A 226-nucleotide genomic window follows, 5' to 3' on the forward strand; every position below is an offset into this window, starting at 1 on the left:
GCATCCTCGCTGATGCGGGCAAAGCTTTCCTGGGTGGCCACCAGTTGCTGCTCCATCAGCGAGGATGCAGCGGGGCGCTTGCAGGCAATCAGTGGCAAGGTCGCTGCCAGCGAATCGTCGGTCAACACCGGCAGCGAGGCGCTCAAGCTGCAGATCCGCCAGTTGCAGGCCAGCCTGGCCGAGCAGAGCAAGCAGCAGCAAGGCGTAGCTGGCCAGGCCGGCGACC

The 226-nt window shown here is 65.9% G+C and carries 1 pseudogene; it reads left to right on the forward strand.

The features are described from left to right. Positions 1 to 226 (forward strand): annotated as a pseudogene (locus tag GYA94_RS28450) (ATPase); the annotation flags it as partial.

Source organism: Pseudomonas juntendi, from assembly GCF_009932375.1.
Taxonomy (GTDB): Bacteria; Pseudomonadota; Gammaproteobacteria; order Pseudomonadales; family Pseudomonadaceae; genus Aquipseudomonas; species Aquipseudomonas juntendi.